General features: G+C 53.8%; 17 protein-coding genes and 1 riboswitch. Of the genes, 9 read left to right on the top strand and 8 right to left on the bottom strand.

From position 1 onward, the window contains the following. Window positions 1–28 precede the first annotated feature (28 nt). From cecR to OGY09_RS14745, 5 genes are all read left to right on the top strand, one after another. Entirely contained in the window at window positions 29–706 is a 678-nt protein-coding gene (gene cecR / locus OGY09_RS14765; protein WP_003831550.1) for a transcriptional regulator CecR, read from the top strand. Beyond that, window positions 703–1,698: a secretion protein HlyD gene (hlyD, locus tag OGY09_RS14760; protein ID WP_008784196.1), complete on the top strand. Its 996-nt coding sequence runs from the start codon at window positions 703–705 to the stop codon at window positions 1,696–1,698. Before cecR ends, hlyD begins: the two co-directional genes overlap by 4 nt. Then, entirely contained in the window at window positions 1,691–3,427 is a 1,737-nt protein-coding gene (locus OGY09_RS14755) for an ATP-binding cassette domain-containing protein (RefSeq protein ID WP_032942768.1), read from the top strand. The genes hlyD and OGY09_RS14755 overlap by 8 nt, the downstream gene beginning before the upstream one ends. Next, window positions 3,420–4,553 (top strand): ABC transporter permease, encoded by a 1,134-nt coding sequence (locus tag OGY09_RS14750; protein WP_003831545.1) that lies wholly within the window; start codon window positions 3,420–3,422, stop codon window positions 4,551–4,553. Before OGY09_RS14755 ends, OGY09_RS14750 begins: the two co-directional genes overlap by 8 nt. Before the next feature lie 115 nt (window positions 4,554–4,668). Beyond that, window positions 4,669–5,775 (top strand): ABC transporter permease, encoded by a 1,107-nt coding sequence (locus OGY09_RS14745; protein WP_008784194.1) that lies wholly within the window; start codon window positions 4,669–4,671, stop codon window positions 5,773–5,775. Here OGY09_RS14745 and OGY09_RS14740 read toward each other — a convergent pair. Continuing rightward, entirely contained in the window at window positions 5,737–6,147 is a 411-nt protein-coding gene (locus OGY09_RS14740) for a YbhQ family protein (RefSeq protein ID WP_003831542.1), read from the bottom strand. The genes OGY09_RS14745 and OGY09_RS14740 overlap by 39 nt on opposite strands. Window positions 6,148–6,278: 131 nt before the next feature. On the opposite strand from OGY09_RS14740, the gene OGY09_RS14735 reads away from it, so the two are divergent. Genes OGY09_RS14735 through OGY09_RS14725 form a run of 3 tightly spaced genes read left to right on the top strand, consistent with a single transcriptional unit; the run spans window position 6,279 to window position 9,240 of the window. Beyond that, window positions 6,279–7,040, top strand: coding sequence for an endonuclease/exonuclease/phosphatase family protein (locus OGY09_RS14735; RefSeq protein ID WP_032942767.1), 762 nt, complete (start codon window positions 6,279–6,281; stop codon window positions 7,038–7,040). Next, on the top strand, window positions 7,037–8,278 hold the full coding sequence (gene clsB / locus OGY09_RS14730; protein ID WP_032942766.1) for a cardiolipin synthase ClsB: 1,242 nt from the start codon (window positions 7,037–7,039) through the stop codon (window positions 8,276–8,278). Before OGY09_RS14735 ends, clsB begins: the two co-directional genes overlap by 4 nt. Continuing rightward, a complete protein-coding gene (locus OGY09_RS14725; RefSeq protein ID WP_032942764.1) occupies window positions 8,278–9,240 on the top strand; it encodes a lysylphosphatidylglycerol synthase domain-containing protein in 963 nt (320 codons plus the stop codon). The genes clsB and OGY09_RS14725 overlap by 1 nt, the downstream gene beginning before the upstream one ends. 72 nt (window positions 9,241–9,312) lie before the next feature. Here the strand turns inward: OGY09_RS14725 and OGY09_RS14720 are convergent, their stop codons facing one another. The 6 genes from OGY09_RS14720 to moaA form a co-directional block, all read right to left on the bottom strand. Continuing rightward, window positions 9,313–10,017 carry a Bax inhibitor-1/YccA family protein gene (locus tag OGY09_RS14720; protein ID WP_003831536.1) on the bottom strand — a complete coding sequence of 235 codons (705 nt, stop codon included), beginning with the start codon at window positions 10,015–10,017 and terminating at the stop codon, window positions 9,313–9,315. A 41-nt stretch (window positions 10,018–10,058) separates the two neighbouring features. Beyond that, on the bottom strand, window positions 10,059–10,511 hold the full coding sequence (moaE, locus tag OGY09_RS14715) for a molybdopterin synthase catalytic subunit MoaE (RefSeq protein ID WP_008784190.1): 453 nt from the start codon (window positions 10,509–10,511) through the stop codon (window positions 10,059–10,061). Window position 10,512: 1 nt separating this feature from the next. Further along, window positions 10,513–10,758 carry a molybdopterin synthase sulfur carrier subunit gene (gene moaD / locus OGY09_RS14710; RefSeq protein WP_003831530.1) on the bottom strand — a complete coding sequence of 82 codons (246 nt, stop codon included), beginning with the start codon at window positions 10,756–10,758 and terminating at the stop codon, window positions 10,513–10,515. Then, window positions 10,751–11,236 carry a cyclic pyranopterin monophosphate synthase MoaC gene (gene moaC / locus OGY09_RS14705; protein ID WP_003035188.1) on the bottom strand — a complete coding sequence of 162 codons (486 nt, stop codon included), beginning with the start codon at window positions 11,234–11,236 and terminating at the stop codon, window positions 10,751–10,753. Before moaC ends, moaD begins: the two co-directional genes overlap by 8 nt. A gap of 2 nt (window positions 11,237–11,238) precedes the next feature. Further along, complete coding sequence (gene moaB / locus OGY09_RS14700) at window positions 11,239–11,751, bottom strand: molybdenum cofactor biosynthesis protein B (protein ID WP_003035187.1); 513 nt, start codon at window positions 11,749–11,751, stop codon at window positions 11,239–11,241. 19 nt (window positions 11,752–11,770) lie between these two features. Beyond that, complete coding sequence (gene moaA / locus OGY09_RS14695) at window positions 11,771–12,760, bottom strand: GTP 3',8-cyclase MoaA (protein WP_275399145.1); 990 nt, start codon at window positions 12,758–12,760, stop codon at window positions 11,771–11,773. Next, window positions 12,748–12,893, bottom strand: a riboswitch (molybdenum cofactor riboswitch). Its footprint overlaps the gene before it by 13 nt. Window positions 12,894–13,222: 329 nt before the next feature. Here moaA and yvcK point away from each other — a divergent pair. Beyond that, window positions 13,223–14,131 carry a uridine diphosphate-N-acetylglucosamine-binding protein YvcK gene (gene yvcK / locus OGY09_RS14690; protein ID WP_003831525.1) on the top strand — a complete coding sequence of 303 codons (909 nt, stop codon included), beginning with the start codon at window positions 13,223–13,225 and terminating at the stop codon, window positions 14,129–14,131. A gap of 121 nt (window positions 14,132–14,252) precedes the next feature. On the opposite strand, the gene uvrB is transcribed toward yvcK, so the two are convergent. Beyond that, window positions 14,253–16,274, bottom strand: a complete 2,022-nt coding sequence (uvrB, locus tag OGY09_RS14685) for an excinuclease ABC subunit UvrB (RefSeq protein WP_008784186.1) — start codon at window positions 16,272–16,274, stop codon at window positions 14,253–14,255. Window positions 16,275–16,768: the final 494 nt, after the last annotated feature.

Genomic DNA, 16,768 nt, shown 5'->3' with positions numbered 1-16,768 from the left:
ATCGATTGATTAAGATCAGAGTCGTGCCATGAATACACCCACCATGACAACCAAAGGTGAACAGGCGAAGAACCAGCTCATTGCCGCCGCATTGGCGCAATTCGGTGAGTATGGTCTGCACGCCACGACGCGCGATATCGCTGCACAGGCCGGGCAAAACATTGCGGCTATCACCTACTATTTTGGCTCAAAAGAGGATTTATATCTCGCCTGCGCCCAGTGGATTGCGGATTTTATCGGTGCACAGTTTCGCCCGCACGCTGAAGAGGCCGAGCGTTTATTCGCCCAGCCTGAGCCGGACCGTGGCGCGATGCGCGAACTGATCCTGCGCGCCTGCAAAAATATGATCATGCTGTTAACTCAGGACGACACCGTTAACCTGAGCAAATTTATCTCGCGCGAACAGCTTTCCCCCACCGCGGCTTATCAACTGGTGCACGACCAGGTTATCAATCCGTTGCATACACACCTGACGCGCCTGATTGCCGCCTATACGGGCGGCGATGCCAATGATACCCAAATGATTCTGCACACCCACGCCATACTCGGCGAGGTGCTGGCTTTTCGTCTGGGGAAAGAAACCATTCTGTTGCGTACAGGCTGGTCACAATTTGATGAGGATAAAACCGCGCTGATTGACCAAACGATCACCTGTCACATCGATCTTATTCTGCAAGGTTTAACGCAAAGGAGTCTGGAGTCATGAAAAAACCTGTCGTTCTCGGGCTGGTTATCGCGGCCCTCGTTGCCGTGATTGCCGGTGGAACGTGGTGGTATCAGAGTCGGCAAGATAATGGTTTAACACTGTACGGCAATGTCGATATCCGTAGCGTCAACCTGAGTTTTCGTGTCGGCGGCAGGCTGGCCTCGCTGGCGGTTGACGAAGGCGATGCGATTACCGCCGGTCAGGTGCTGGGTGAACTGGACCGCGCACCGTATGAAAACGCATTGATGCAGGCAAAAGCCAACGTTGCCGCCGCACAGGCACAATACGATCTGATGCTGGCAGGGTATCGCGAAGAAGAGATCGCGCAAACCGCGGCGGCAGTCAAACAGGCGCAGGCCGCCTATGATTACGCGCAGAACTTTTACAATCGGCAGGTCGGATTGTGGAAAAGCCGCACCATTTCAGCCAACGATCTGGAAAACGCCCGTTCATCTCGCGATCAGGCGTTAGCTTCGCTGAAATCCGCACAGGATAAACTCACGCAATATCGCAGCGGTAATCGTGTGCAGGACATCGAGCAGGCAAAAGCCACGCTCGAACAAGCTCAGGCCGAGCTGGCACAGGCAGAGCTTAATTTGCATGACACCACGCTGACCTCGCCGTCTGACGGCACGCTTCTCACCCGTGCAGTTGAACCCGGCAGCATGCTGAACGAAGGGGGCACGGTACTGACGCTGTCGCTCACGCGTCCGGTTTGGGTTCGTGCTTACGTTGACGAACGAAATCTGAGCCAGGCGCAGCCAGGACGTGAGATCCTGCTCTATACCGATGGCCGCCCGGACAAACCGTATCACGGCAAAATCGGCTTCGTTTCTCCTACCGCCGAATTTACCCCGAAAACGGTCGAGACTCCTGACCTGCGTACCGACCTGGTTTATCGCCTGCGAATTGTCGTCACCGACGCGGACGATGCGCTGCGCCAGGGAATGCCGGTAACGATAAAGTTTGGCGATGAGGCACGGCATGAATGACGCCGTCATTACGCTTAAAGGGCTGACGAAAAACTTTGCCGGAATGGAAAAACCAGCCGTCGCCCCGCTCGACTGTACCGTTCATGCAGGCTACGTGACCGGGCTTGTCGGGCCGGACGGCGCGGGCAAAACTACGTTGATGCGAATGCTGGCGGGATTATTAAAACCTGATGCCGGAAGTGCTGAGGTGATTGGTTTTGACCCCATCAAAGACGACAGCGCACTACATGCGGTGCTGGGCTATATGCCGCAGAAATTTGGTCTGTACGAAGATTTAACCGTCATGGAGAACCTCAATCTCTATGCCGACTTACGCAGCGTCACCGGTGAAGCGCGAGAAAAAACCTTTGCCCGACTCCTGGACTTCACCTCGCTGGGACCATTTACCGGACGACTGGCTGGCAAGCTTTCTGGCGGCATGAAGCAGAAGCTCGGGCTTGCCTGTACGCTGGTTGGCGAACCTAAAGTGTTGCTGCTGGATGAGCCAGGCGTAGGTGTCGACCCCATTTCCCGTCGCGAACTGTGGCAAATGGTCCACGAGCTGGCCGGGGACGGCATGCTGATCCTCTGGAGTACGTCGTATCTGGATGAAGCAGAGCAATGCCGTGATGTGCTGCTGATGAACGAAGGTGAACTGTTATACCAGGGCGATCCCACCCAGCTTACGCAAACCATGGCGGGTCGCAGCTTCCTGATGAGTAGTCCGCAGGAAAACAACCGCCGACTGCTGCAACGCGCGTTAAAGCTGCCGCTGGTCAGCGACGGAATGATTCAGGGGAAATCCGTCCGTTTAATCCTGAAAAAAGAGGCTACGGCTCAGCAGATCCAAAACGCTGACGGCATGCCGGAGATAACCATCAACGAAACAGCCCCCCGCTTCGAAGATGCCTTTATCGATTTACTCGGCGGAGCCGGAACATCGGAGTCCCCACTGGGCGCTATCCTACATACCGTGGAAGGCACGCCTGGCGAAACGGTGATCGAAGCCAAAGCGCTGACCAAGAAATTTGGCGATTTTGCCGCTACCGACCACGTAGACTTTGCCGTGCAGCGCGGCGAGATTTTTGGTCTGTTAGGACCCAACGGCGCTGGCAAATCCACCACCTTTAAAATGATGTGCGGCCTGCTGGTCCCCACTTCCGGCAAAGCGCTGGTGCTGGATATGGACCTGAAAGTCAGCTCCGGTAAAGCGCGTCAGCATCTGGGCTATATGGCGCAGAAATTCTCCCTGTACGGTAACCTGACGGTTGAACAGAATCTGCGCTTTTTCTCCGGCGTCTACGGCCTGCGCGGTCGGGCGCAGAAAGAGAAAATCGATCGTATGAGCGAGGCATTTGGCCTGAAGAGTATCGCATCCCACGCCACCGATGAACTGCCGCTGGGATTTAAGCAGCGTCTGGCGCTGGCCTGCTCGCTGATGCATGAACCCGACATTCTGTTCCTTGATGAACCCACTTCCGGGGTCGATCCCCTCACCCGTCGTGAGTTCTGGTTGCATATCAACAGCATGGTGGAAAAAGGCGTCACGGTGATGGTGACCACCCACTTTATGGATGAGGCAGAATACTGCGATCGCATCGGGCTGGTGTATCGCGGCAAACTGATAGCCAGCGGTACGCCAGACGACCTGAAGACTCAGGCTGCTGACAGCGACACGCCGGACCCGACCATGGAACAGGCGTTCATCACGCTAATCAATGACTGGGATAAGGAGCATACGCATGAGTAACTCCGCTCTCTCCTGGCGTCGCGTCCGCGCGCTGTGCGTGAAAGAGACGCGCCAGATCGTCCGCGATCCCAGCAGTTGGCTGATTGCTGTGGTGATCCCACTGCTGCTGCTGTTTATCTTCGGCTACGGGATCAACCTCGACTCCAGCAAGCTGCGGGTAGGGATTTTGCTCGAACAGCAGAGTGAAGAGGCGCTGGATTTTACCCATACCATGACCGGTTCGCCGTATATTGACGCCACCATCAGCGATAATCGTCAGGAACTGATTGAGAAAATGCAGGCCGGGCGCATTCGCGGTCTGGTGGTGATCCCAGTGGATTTTGCCCAGCAGATGGCGCGACCTAACGATGTCGCCCCGATCCAGGTGATCACCGACGGCAGCGAACCGAATACCGCCAACTTTGTGCAGGGTTATGTCGAAGGCATCTGGCAAATCTGGCAGCAACAGCGGGCAGAAGATCGCGGGGAATCGTTCAAACCTTTGATCGACGTGCAAACCCGCTACTGGTTTAACCCGGCGGCCATCAGCCAGCACTTTATTATTCCCGGAGCGGTAACCATCATCATGACGGTGATTGGCGCCATCCTCACCTCATTAGTGGTGGCGCGCGAATGGGAGCGCGGCACCATGGAAGCGCTGCTGTCGACAGAAGTCACCCGCGTCGAACTCCTACTGTGCAAACTGATCCCGTATTACTTTCTGGGCATGCTGGCGATGCTGCTGTGTATGCTGGTGTCGGTGTTTATTCTTGGCGTGCCCTACCGCGGCTCGTTGCTGATCTTGTTTTTCATTACCAGCCTGTTTCTGCTCAGTACGCTCGGCATGGGGTTGCTTATTTCCACCATCACCCGCAACCAGTTTAACGCCGCGCAGGTTGCGCTGAATGCCGCCTTCCTGCCCTCGATTATGCTGTCGGGTTTTATCTTCCAGATAGACAGCATGCCCGCGATTATCCGGGCGGTAACCTACATTATTCCGGCACGTTATTTCGTCAGTACCCTGCAAAGCCTGTTTCTGGCGGGAAATATTCCGGTGGTGCTGATTATCAACGTGCTGTTTTTAATCGCTTCGGCGGTGATGTTTATTGGCCTGACGTGGCTTAAAACCAAACGTCGGCTGGATTAAATTCGTGTATGGATAATTGTAGCCGTAGGCCGGATAAGGCGTTCACGTCGCCATCCGGCATTATGCCTGATGCGCTTAGCTTATCAGGCCTACAAACTGGACTGAGAGGACAGGCATGTTTCATCGCTTATGGACATTAATTCGCAAAGAGCTGCAATCGCTGTTACGCGAACCGCAGACGCGAGCCATTCTGATTTTACCGGTGCTGATTCAGGTTATCCTGTTCCCGTTCGCGGCAACGCTGGAAGTGACCAACGCCACTATCGCTATCTATAACGAAGACAACGGTAAACATTCGGTTGAGCTTACCCAGCGCTTCGCCCGCGCCAGCGCCTTTACGCATGTTCTTCTGTTGAAAAGTCCGCAGGAGATCCAGCCCACCATCGACACGCAAAAAGCCCTGCTGTTGGTGCGTTTCCCGGCCAATTTTTCGCGTAATCTGGATACCTTCCAGCAGGCTCCCATGCAGATTATCCTCGACGGACGTAACTCCAACAGCGCGCAAATTGCCGCGAATTACCTGCAGCAAATCGTTAAGGAGTATCAGCAGGAGCTGATGGACGGCAAGCCGAAACCGAACAACAGCGAGCTGGTGGTGCGTAACTGGTATAACCCGAATCTGGATTACAAATGGTTTGTGGTTCCGTCGCTGATCGCCATGATCACCACCATCGGCGTAATGATCGTCACCTCGCTCTCGGTTGCCCGCGAGCGCGAGCAAGGCACACTGGATCAACTGCTGGTTTCCCCGCTTACCACCTGGCAGATTTTTATCGGTAAAGCTGTGCCCGCGCTAATTGTGGCTACTTTTCAGGCCACCATTGTGCTGGCGATCGGCATCTGGGCTTATCACATTCCGTTTGCCGGTTCATTGGGGCTGTTTTATTTCACGATGGTAATTTACGGGCTGTCGCTGGTCGGCTTTGGTCTGCTGATTTCGTCACTGTGCGCCACCCAGCAGCAGGCGTTTATCGGGGTGTTTGTGTTTATGATGCCGGCGATTTTACTCTCGGGCTATGTTTCACCGGTCGAAAACATGCCGGTCTGGTTGCAGAATCTGACGTGGATAAACCCGATCCGCCATTTTACGGACATCACGAAACAGATTTACCTGAAAGATGCGAGTCTGCAGATTGTCTGGGGAAGCTTGTGGCCGCTATTAGTGATAGCGGCCACGACCGGATCAGCGGCGTATGCGATGTTTAGACGCAAGGTGATGTAGCTTTTTGTCTTTCGCCAGCAGCGAGACCACGGCGGGTCCTGCAAGGATGACCAGCCCCGCCAGTGCCAGCAAGACGTTGTTTTGCAGCACGCGTGACAGCAGCCACAGCACAATCATTGCGGCACCGAAATACCACGTCGTGGTCAACTCTTCCAGCACATCAGCCACGTCGCGCCAGCGCTGTTCGTGGTGACGTTGCAATGCAAGCATCAATAAAACGGTAACGCCGTACACGACGCACAATCCCAGGCCGACATGCACCAGTCTGCCGCTCATCCAGCCCATTACCAGCAACGCCACTACCAGTAAATGCAACACTATCTGCCAGCAACTTAGACCCGTTGCGACACGAACACGTTGTTGCCACCTCATGGCTATTCTCCTGAAGGATTTTCGACTAATTGTTCAGAGTACCGGACTTTACGGAAAATTCCGCAACACCGCATCTTTTTGTGACGACGACTACACTATTTTATTTAGGAAGTGACGCCATCGGGAGGCTCATGAGCGGATCGGGAGTTCAATTTTCATTCAATGTGCTCACCATTAATACTCACAAAGGGTTCACCGCCTTCAACCGGCGTTTTATTTTGCCTGAGCTACGGGAAGCCGTCAGAACCGTCGGCGCAGACATTGTGTGTCTGCAGGAAGTCATGGGGGCGCACGAAGCGCATTCGCTGCACATTGAGAACTGGCCGGATACCAGCCACTACGAATTTCTGGCAGACACGATGTGGAGCGACTTCGCCTACGGGCGTAACGCCGTGTACCCGCAGGGACATCACGGTAATGCAGTGCTGTCGCGGTATCCCATTGAGCATTATGAAAATCATGATGTGTCAGTCGGTGCGAGTGAAAAGCGCGGAGTCCTTTACTGCCGCATCGTACCGCCAATGCTCTCCCTCCCCATTCATGTGATGTGTGTGCATCTCGGCCTACGTGAAGCTCACCGCCAGGCTCAGCTCTCGATGCTGGCAGACTGGGTTAACGCCCTGCCCAACGCGGAGCCCGTGGTGATTGCTGGAGATTTTAACGACTGGCGGCAAACGGCCAATCGCCCGTTGAAAGCCAAAGCTGGCCTTGACGAGATTTTTACCCGCGCCCACGGTCGCCCGGCGCGAACGTTTCCGGTGCAGTTTCCCCTGCTGCGCCTGGACAGGATCTATGTGAAAAACGCGAATGCCAGTACCCCAACGACGCTTTCGCTGCGTCACTGGCGACATTTGTCCGATCATGCCCCTCTGAGTGCGGAGATTCATTTATGAAATATGGCTGGCGTGAAGGCAATCAAATTCAACTGCTGGAAAACGGCGATCAATTCTACCCCGCCGTATTTGACGCCATTGAGCAGGCACAGCAAAAAATTATCCTTGAGACTTTTATCTGGTTTGAAGATGCGGTAGGAAAACAGCTGCATGCCGCGTTGCTCGAAGCCGCCCGACGAGGAATCAAAGCAGAGGTGCTGCTGGATGGCTACGGCTCGCCGGATCTGAGCGACAGTTTTGTTGAAGAGCTGACCGTAGCCGGTGTTGTTTTCCGCTACTACGATCCGCGTCCGCGTCTTTTTGGAATGCGCACCAATCTCTTTCGCCGTATGCATCGAAAAATAGTGGTCATTGATGACCGTGTTGCCTTTGTCGGCGGCATCAATTACTCCGCTGAACATATGTCGGATTACGGCCCGGAGGCCAAGCAGGATTACGCCGTGCGCGTTGAAGGTCCAGTCGTTGCTGACATTCTGAACTTTGTACTGGAAAACCTGCCCGGGCAAAGCGCCGTACGGCGCTGGTGGCGACGTCATCACCGGGCAATTGACAATCATCGCCCCGGAGAAGCGCAGGCGCTGTTCGTCTGGCGCGATAACGAAGAGCATCGCGATGATATTGAACGCCACTATCTTAAAATGCTGACCCAGGCCCGACGGGAAGTGATCATTGCCAATGCCTATTTCTTTCCCGGTTATCGCCTGCTGCATGCCCTGCGTAAAGCAGCACGACGCGGCGTTCGGGTAAAACTCATTGTGCAGGGTGAACCGGATATGCCGATTGTGAAAGTGGGTGCCCGCCTACTGTACAACTATCTGGTTAAAGGTGGCGTCCATGTCTACGAATACCGCCGTAAACCTCTGCATGGCAAAGTGGCGCTGATGGACGATCACTGGGCGACGGTGGGCTCCAGCAATCTTGATCCGCTGAGCCTGTCGCTGAATCTGGAAGCGAATCTGATTATTCATGACCGCACGTTTAACCAGACCCTGCGCGACAACCTGAACCCTATTATTGCGCAGGACTGCAAGCGGGTTGATGAATCTATGCTGCCAAAACGCACCTGGTGGAACCTGACTAAGAGCGTGCTGGCCTTCCACTTTTTACGCCACTTCCCGGCGCTGGTCGGCTGGCTTCCGGCGCATACCCCGCATCTGGCCGAGGTAGAGCCGCCCGCGCAGCCCGCTCTGGAAACTCAGGACCGTATACAAACTGAGGATGCAGGAGGGAAAACCTGATGGCAAAAAATCACCGACGCTGGCGGTTAGCGAAAAAGATCCTCACATGGTTATTTTTTATTGCGGTGATCGTGTTGCTGGTCGTTTATGCCAGCAAAGTCAACTGGCAGGAAGTGTGGACGGTAATTCGCGATTACAACCGGATCGCCCTGCTCAGCGCCGTGGGGTTGGTGATCGTCAGTTATTTACTTTACGGTTGTTATGATCTGCTCGGGCGCTACTACTGCGGGCACAAGCTGGCAAAACGCCAGGTCATGTTGGTGTCGTTTATCTGTTACGCGTTCAACCTGACGTTAAGCACCTGGGTGGGCGGTATTGGGATGCGATATCGGCTCTACTCGCGTCTCGGGTTGCCGGGGGGCACAATAACGCGGATTTTTTCGCTGAGCATTACCACTAACTGGCTGGGCTATATTCTGCTGGGCGGTTTTATATTTACCTTCGGCGTCGTCGAACTGCCCGATCACTGGTATATCGATGAAGGCACATTGCGCATTTTAGGCATAGCGCTGCTGCTTATTATTGTTGTTTATCTGTGGTTTTGCACCTTCGCTAAACATCGTCACATCACCATCAAGGGCCAAAAGCTGGTGCTCCCCTCCTGGAAATTTGCCCTCGCGCAGATGGCGATATCCGGGACTAACTGGATGGTTATGGGGGCGATTATCTGGTTGTTGCTGGGTCAGAATATTAACTATTTCTTCGTGCTTGGCGTGCTGCTGGTGAGCAGTATTGCCGGGGTTATTGTGCATATTCCGGCAGGGATCGGCGTGCTGGAGGCGGTTTTTATGGCGCTGCTGGCGGGAGAGAATACGTCTCAGGGCACGATCATTGCTGCCCTGCTCGCGTATCGCGTGCTGTACTATTTTATTCCGCTACTGCTGGCGCTGTTGTGTTATTTGCTGTTGGAGAGTCGGGCGAAAAAGCTACGGACAAAGAACGAGAAGGCGATGGCGAAATGAGGATGTATATAGTGCCGGATGCGGCGTAACGCCTTATCCGGCCTACTTTTTATACCATCCGGCAACAGACAATTAACGACGATTGCCGAAAATACGCAGCAGCATCAGGAACAGGTTGATGAAGTCCAGATACAGCGTTAAGGCCCCAAGAATTGCGTATTTACGCAGATTGGAGCTGTCGCGCAGGTCGATCTGCTCACCGATATTTTTCAGCTTCTGCGTGTCATAGGCGGTCAGACCGACAAACACAATCACCCCGATATAGGTCACCGCCCACATCAGCGCTTCGCTCTTCAGCCAGAAGTTAACCAGCGAGGCCAGCACAATACCGATCAGCGCCATAAACAGCATATTGCCGAAGCCGCTCAGATCGCGCTTGGTGGTGTAGCCATACAAACTCATGATCCCGAACATCCCGCCAGTGACCACGAAGGTGCTGGCGATAGACGAGTAGGTATAGACAATAAAGATGCTTGATAGCGTCAACCCGGTTAATGCCGAATAGAGCATAAACAGCGTGGTCGCCATACCCGCGCTCAGCCTTTGCACCATGCCGGACAGAACAAACACCAGCGCCAGTTGAGCGATGATCAGGCCAAAGAAGGTGATTTTGCTGGAGAAGACAAACATCATCACCGCGGGCGTATTTGCCGCATACCAGGCGATAAACGCCGTCAGCAACAGTCCGCAGGTCATCCAGCCGTACACCTGCGCCATATACGTTTGCAGGCCGGAACGGGCCTGTACAATAGAATCGGATCGTGGGAATCGGTCCATGACAATCTCCTGAATCAGTATGAGCCTACAACAATTGTACTCTACCAGCGTTTTGCTGCTAGCTTATCACTGTCGCGGGCATCAACCCAGCGCTCACCTTCCGGCGTGGCCTCGCGCTTCCAGAACGGCGCGCGGGTTTTCAGATAATCCATAATGAACTGCCCGGCATCAAACGCGCTGCTGCGATGCGCGCTGGTCACGCCAACAAAAACGATTTCGTCACCCGGCCACAGTTCGCCAATGCGATGGATCACCGTCACCCGACCCAGCGGCCAGCGCGAACGCGCTTCGTCGACAATCTCCGCAAGTGCTTTTTCGGTCATTCCCGGATAGTGTTCCAGCGTTAACGCCTTAACGCTGTCACCGAGATTGTGATTGCGCACTTTACCGGTGAAAGTGACTACCGCGCCGTCTTCATCGCGCTCTGCCAGCCAGGGATACTCATCCCCGACGCTGAACGGCGCATGGCCAACAACAATTCGCGTTTCAGCCATTTTAGCCTCCGGTTACCGGCGGGAAGAAAGCGACTTCATCACCCGCGTTAAGAGGATGGTCAAAACTGACCAGCGTCTGATTCACCGCCGCCAGCAGCTTGCCGTCTTCCAGCGCCAGCGCCCAGCGATCGCTTTGCGCCGCCAGATGCTTGCGCAGCGCTTCTACCGTTGCAAACTCGGCGGCAACTTCTAACGCATCGGTGTTCACCAGTTCCCGTACCTGAGCAAAGAAAAGAACCTTAATCATGCGCATCCACCTTAAAATCACCCGATTTGCCGCCGCTTTTTGCCAGCAAACGCACCGGACCAATCACCATATCCTTTTGCACCGCTTTGCACATATCGTAGATGGTCAACGCCGCCACGGAGGCTGCCGTTAACGCTTCCATTTCAACGCCGGTTTTACCGGTCAGGCGACACAGCGTTTCAATACGTACGCGATTGTGCTCCGGCTCGGCGTGCAAATTGACTTCGACCTTGCTCAACATCAGTGGGTGACACAGTGGGATAAGATCCCAGGTCCGTTTGGCAGCCTGAATACCGGCAATACGCGCCGTGGCGAAAACATCACCCTTATGGTGACTGCCGTCGATGATCATCGCCAGCGTTTCGCTACGCATGGTTACAAATGCTTCTGCACGCGCCTCGCGTACGGTTTCCGCTTTGGCGGAGACATCCACCATATGCGCTTCGCCAGCGGCGTTAATATGAGTCAGTTGCGACATACTTATTTCTTCAAATGTGGGTGGAAATTACACGGACGCGTACGGGCATCAAGCTGCGGCGCAATGATATTTTCCCAGGCAGTACGACACGCTTTGGTCGAACCCGGCATGGCAAAAATCAGCGTTTTATTCGCCACCCCGGCAATCGCACGGGATTGCAGCGTCGCGGTGCCAATCTCTTCAAACGACAGCATACGGAATACTTCGCCAAACCCTTCGACTTCTCTGTCGAACAGCGGTTGCAGCGCTTCCGGCGCCTGGTCCCCTTCGGTTAAGCCAGTGCCACCGGTAATGAGCACCACCTGTACATCGTCACTGGCAATCCAGGCAGAAACCTGGGCGCGGATGGCGTAGCGGTTCTCTTTGACAATCGCCTTATCGACAATCTGATGACCCGCTTCTTGCGCCGAGTCACGCAGATAATGGCCGGAGGTGTCATCTTCTTCGCCGCGACGGTTGGAAACAGTAAGAATAGCAATGCGTGTCGGGATAAATTCAGCGCTTACCTGACTCATGAAAAACTCCTTTTAGCGATCAGCCGCCAATGTAAGATAAGTTTTGCGTAATACCGGTATTGTTCTGATGCAGGAAATGGGTCTGCTTTTTCTCCAGCAGCGCGGCTGAAATACGTTCTTCCAGCGCCGGTTGCTGAGCATCGTCTTCCAGCAAATCACGCAGGCTTACGCCGCCTTCACCAAATAAACACAGATGAAGCTTGCCGACAGAGGAAACGCGCAGACGATTACAGGTGGCGCAGAAGTCTTTCTCATAAGGCATGATCAGACCAATTTCGCCAACATAATCAGGATGACAGAAAACCTGAGCCGGGCCGTCGCTACGCTGTCGGATCTGGTGGATCCAGCCGCGACGCAGCAGCTCATCGCGCAGTACCTGTCCGGAAATATGGTGTTTACGGAAGAGAGAGCTGCCCTCGCCCGTTTCCATCAGTTCAATAAAACGCAGTTGGATTGGTCGAGGTTGGATCCACGCCAGGAAGGTGTCCAGTTGATGATGGTTTACGTCGCGCATCAGCACGGTGTTGACTTTCACTTTTTCAAAACCGGCATCAAAGGCGGCATCAATGCCCGCCATCACCTGCTGAAACTTGTCCTGTCCGGTAATGGCGTGAAACTGACGGGCGTCGAGGCTGTCGACGCTGACGTTGAGCGCGATCAGTCCGGCATCGCGCCAGGCGGCGGCATCGCGCGCCAGACGATAACCATTGGTGGTTACCGCAATCTGGCGAATGGCGTCGTTTTCGCGCACGGCGGCGATAATGTCAGTGAAGTCGCGACGCAGTGAAGGTTCGCCCCCCGTCAGACGCACTTTTTCCGTTCCCAGACTGGCGAACGCACGCGTGACACGGCGAATTTCATCAACGGTTAAAAAGCCGTTATTGGTGACCCCGCCGGGCTTATAGCCATCCGGCAGGCAGTAGGTGCAACGAAAGTTACACACATCGGTAATCGACAAACGTAAGTAGTAAAACTTACGTGCGAAAGCATCGGTAAGTTGAGAGCCCATGTACACCTTTCCAAATACGGGAGACGTAGTCATTTCTTCCTGCGCCCTGGTGACAAACTTTTTCAAGTCTTGTCACGGCCAAAGCACCGTATCATTTGACCCAGGTGCAGAGGCTAGAGTGTTTATACTCATCATACTTCGAGTTGCAGATGCGTTGGCTTCCGGCAACTCAAATTCTTAAGAGTACTTTGTGGTTATGCCGATACTAGCGTGTAAATGGCGCTTTTGCCATGTACACTTTCGCTGTATAAATATGTATATAGCGACATGATCGTGCAATTTCGCTACAGAATAAGCAAAAATCACAGTTTTGCATTGATATACATCATCTTGCCATCAGGTGAGTGTCGTCAGAAAGGAGTAGATCGCAGAAAAAAATTACGGCAGATGCCGACTGGATAATTGCTGAAAACACGCTATTTACGTTACTGTAGCGCCGATCAATTGATATCAGGAAAATATATGCGCACTCGCACGCTGGCAGATTTGGACCGCGTTGTCGCTCTCGGCGGAGGGCATGGATTAGGACGCGTTCTCTCCTCTCTTTCCCCATTAGGTTCCCGCCTGACGGGTATCGTCACCACCACCGATAACGGCGGGTCGACAGGTCGTATTCGTCGCTCTGAAGGAGGGATTGCCTGGGGAGACATGCGTAACTGTCTGAACCAGTTAATTACCCAACCCAGCGTTGCATCCGCTATGTTTGAGTATCGTTTTGGCGGTAATGGCGAACTTTCCGGGCATAACCTCGGAAATCTGATGTTAAAGGCGCTCGATCACCTCAGCGTGCGGCCTCTGGAAGCTATCAATTTAATTCGTAGCCTGCTGAAAGTTGACGCACATTTAATTCCGATGTCGGAGCTGCCGGTGGATCTGATGGCCATTGATGACCAGGGACACGAAGTTTATGGCGAAGTGAATATCGATCAGCTCACCGTCCCACCTCAGGAACTGATGCTTTCGCCAAAAGTCCCGACTACACGGGAGGCCGTTGAGGCTATCGCTGAAGCGGATTTAATTTTGATAGGCCCCGGCAGTTTTTACACCAGCCTGATGCCGATTCTTTTACTCGATGAAATGTCACAGGCATTACGTCGCACACCGGCTCCGATGGTCTACATAGGCAATCTTGGACGCGAATTAAGCCTGCCAGCAGCCAGCCTGACGCTTAGCGATAAGCTGGCCATTATTGAACAGTACGTCGGGAAGAAAGTGATTGATGCGGTGGTTGTGGGGCCGAAAGTGGATGCTTCCGCCGTTACCGACCGCGTTGTGATCCAGGAAGTGCTGGAAGCCAGCGATATTCCCTACCGTCATGACCGCCAGCTATTGCATAGTGCGCTGGAGAAAGCGGTGCAGGCGCTGGGCTGAACGGATTTGCCTGATGCGCTGCGCTTATCAGGCCTACAAAACGAATTGCTCCGGCATCCGGCCTACGTACGCTATCTACCCCGTAGGTCGGATAAGGGTTTACCCCGCATCCGACACCGTCTTACGATGCCGCAATAAACAACTCGCGCAACTGATGCAACTGGTCACGGATTGTCGCGGCCTCTTCAAACTCGAGATTCTGCGCGTGTTGCATCATCTGCCCTTCCAGCTCGTGAATCTTCTGCTGCAGCGCTTTTGGCGTCATATCCAGTTCGACAACCTCAGACTTCGCGCCTGCGCGTGACTTCCCTTTGCCTTTCGCTTTGGTCTTCGCAATATTCTGACCCAGCGCCAGAATATCGACCACTTTCTTGTTGAGCCCCTGCGGCGTAATACCGTGTTCTTCGTTATAGAGCTGCTGCTTCTCACGGCGACGTTCGGTTTCACCAATCGCTTTAGCCATAGAGGCGGTAATTTTATCGCCGTAGAGAATCGCCTTACCGTTGATGTTACGCGCCGCACGACCAATGGTCTGAATAAGTGACCGCTCAGAACGCAGGAACCCTTCTTTGTCTGCGTCCAGAATCGCCACCAGGGAGACCTCAGGCATGTCCAGACCTTCACGTAGCAGGTTGATACCCACCAGCACATCAAACTCGCCCAGACGCAGATCACGAATGATTTCCATACGTTCCACGGTATCGATGTCAGAGTGCAGATAACGCACCCGTTCACCGTGCTCTTCAAGATACTCGGTGAGATCCTCCGCCATCCGTTTGGTGAGCGTGGTGACCAGCACACGTTCGTTAATCGCCGCACGGGTGCGGATCTCAGATAGCAGATCGTCAACCTGCGTCGCCACCGGGCGCACCTCAATGACCGGATCCAGCAGGCCGGTCGGTCTTACTACCTGATCGACCACATCATCGCCGGATTTCTCCAGCTCATAGTTGCCCGGCGTCGCCGAAACGTAGATGGTTTGCGGGGCCAGCGCTTCAAACTCTTCAAATTTAAGCGGACGGTTATCCAGCGCAGACGGCAGACGGAATCCGTATTCGACCAGGGTTTCTTTACGCGCCCGGTCACCGCGATACATGCCGCCAATTTGCGGGATAGTCACGTGAGATTCATCCACCACCAGCAGGCCATCGGCAGGCAGGTAATCAAACAGCGTCGGCGGCGGCTCGCCCGGGCCACGCCCGGACAGATAGCGGGAATAGTTTTCAATCCCCGAGCAGTAACCCAACTCGTTCATCATTTCCAGATCGAACTGAGTACGCTGACTTAAGCGCTGTTCTTCCAGCAGTTTGTTATTTGCCAACAGGACTTTTCGCCGCTCTGCCAGCTCAACCTTAATTTCTTCCATCGCCTGAACAATACGTTCGCGCGGCGTCACGTAGTGCGTTTTGGGATAGATGGTAAAGCGCGAAATAGTGGATTCGACCTGTCCGGTAAGCGGGTCAAACAGCGACAAACGTTCGACCTCTTCATCAAACAGTTCCACGCGCAACGCGATGTCGTCAGATTCCGCCGGGAATATGTCGATCACTTCACCGCGCACGCGGAAGGTCCCGCGCTGGAATGCCTGATCGTTACGAGTATATTGCAGCTCCGCCAGACGACGCAGGATCGCGCGCTGGTCGATAATCATCCCCACCGTCAGGTGCAGCATCATTTTCAGGTACAGGTCCGGGTCACCCAGACCATAAATCGCGGAAACCGACGCTACGACGACGACATCCCGTCGCTCAAGCAACGCTTTGGTTGCTGACAGACGCATCTGCTCAATGTGTTCGTTAACCGAAGCATCCTTCTCGATGAAGGTGTCAGAACTTGGCACGTAGGCTTCCGGCTGATAATAGTCGTAGTAGGAGACGAAATACTCCACCGCGTTATCCGGGAAGAACTCTTTCATCTCACCGTACAACTGCGCGGCAAGCGTCTTATTGGGGGCCAGCACCATGGTAGGGCGCTGTAGGTCCGCAATCACGTTCGCGATGGTGAATGTTTTCCCCGACCCCGTCACCCCCAGCAACGTCTGATGCGCCAGACCATCCTCCAGACCTTCTTCCAGGCGACGTATCGCCTCAGGCTGATCGCCAGAGGGTTTAAAAGCGGAATTTAGTTTGAACGGTTTACTCATGAGCAGCTACCTGAAGCAATGGGCGGGCAGGTGTGTAATTTTACTCGCAGCAGTATATTTTGCCAGTAAAATATACTGGATGAAAAAACAGTAACGCGCCAGAATATTTCTGTTACGCCAGCAAAATGGCCGTGACTACAGGCTAAAATTTGTCCGCAGGCAAGATAAAACACCAGCAAAAATGTGTTATCCCCAAACCAATGACTTTTTTAACATTTGTCAAGCTACCCGATGAAAGTTTTGTGGCAACACATGACACTTCTGCGACAGCCATTGCATTTATCTAACACACTGTAATTTAATGACTATTATCTCAAGCCGTCTTTCGCATCAATTTAGTCGCAGGCCGCGTCTTCTCTCGCTTACCTTGTGTTTTCTAACTCTAATACACAAGGTTATCCACAGGAATAGTGGATAACTGCCTCCAGCCCGTACGGACTGTAGCCTGGCAAAAACGTCCTGATGATCTTTTCTGGTGGGATAAAAAAAAATTA

Source organism: Citrobacter sp. Cpo071 (assembly GCF_030332765.1).
Taxonomy (GTDB): domain Bacteria; phylum Pseudomonadota; class Gammaproteobacteria; order Enterobacterales; family Enterobacteriaceae; genus Citrobacter; species Citrobacter portucalensis.
Note: the sequence above shows the minus strand (reverse complement) of the source record. Positions and strands in the feature narration are given on the sequence as shown.